This is a genomic window from Bartonella queenslandensis AUST/NH15 (genome assembly GCF_000312585.1).
In the GTDB taxonomy this organism is placed as follows: Bacteria; Pseudomonadota; Alphaproteobacteria; order Rhizobiales; family Rhizobiaceae; genus Bartonella; species Bartonella queenslandensis_A.
In genome coordinates, this window is record NZ_HE998479.1 from 1 (window position 1) to 428 (window position 428).

1 pseudogene is annotated in these 428 nt (G+C 42.1%); it reads left to right on the top strand.

What is annotated here, in order from left to right:
* A pseudogene (locus tag BN338_RS12575) lies at nt 1-428 on the top strand (hypothetical protein); the annotation flags it as partial.

The following is a 428-nucleotide window of genomic DNA, read 5'->3' on the forward strand; positions in this document are numbered from 1 at the left end:
ACGGGTGCTTCATTGGGAACAGAAGACAGTGAATCTGAATTTATCAAGGTTCACGATAACAGTCTTATTCGAGGCAAGAAACGTTTGTACATGACAGCAACGCCTCGGATCTTTAGTGACCATGCCAAAAGGCGTGCCGATGAGGCTGATGCCGTTCTAGCTTCTATGGATAATGAAAAGCTTTATGGAAAAGTTCTTTATACCTACAGTTTCACCGATGCGGTCAAGAATGAACTGTTAACCCCTTATAAGATTATTGTTTTGGGGTGTTGATGAGGGGGAAATCAGTAAAACCATGGAGATGCCTACCACAAGTGAAGATTATGAACTTCTTCTGGATGATAGAACAAAAATTGTTGGATGTTATCAAGCTTTAACCAAACTGGATCTGAAAACTGATCTTGGGGATGATACGAGCCCCATGCGCC